The sequence below is a fragment of the Geomobilimonas luticola genome, assembly GCF_018476905.1.
GTDB lineage: Bacteria > Desulfobacterota > Desulfuromonadia > Geobacterales > Geobacteraceae > Geomobilimonas > Geomobilimonas luticola.
Map to the genome: position 1 here is coordinate 1 of NZ_JAHCVK010000036.1, position 224 is coordinate 224.

1 protein-coding gene is annotated in these 224 nt (G+C 66.1%); it reads right to left on the reverse strand.

Annotated features, from left to right (window positions below):
- Positions 1 to 224: hypothetical protein (locus KI810_RS17200; RefSeq protein WP_214176793.1), on the reverse strand; the 224-nt coding region annotated here is incomplete at both ends.

Consider the following 224-nt stretch of genomic DNA (forward strand, 5'->3'; position numbering starts at 1 on the left):
GGCCGCGCCGAGGTGGCGTTGCCGAACGGGTTGGCGGCGTCCCCTGGAACGAAGGATTTGTTCCCCCCCTTGCCGTCGGCCGGATTGTGGCAGGTGAGGCAGAGGTTGGTGTACCCCTGGGTCCCCAGGGTGCTGTGGCTCTGGTGACAGCCGCTGCAGCTATAGCCGTTGGCCGTGTTATGGGGATAGTCCACCGCCAGCGCAGGGGACGACAGCAGGACTAA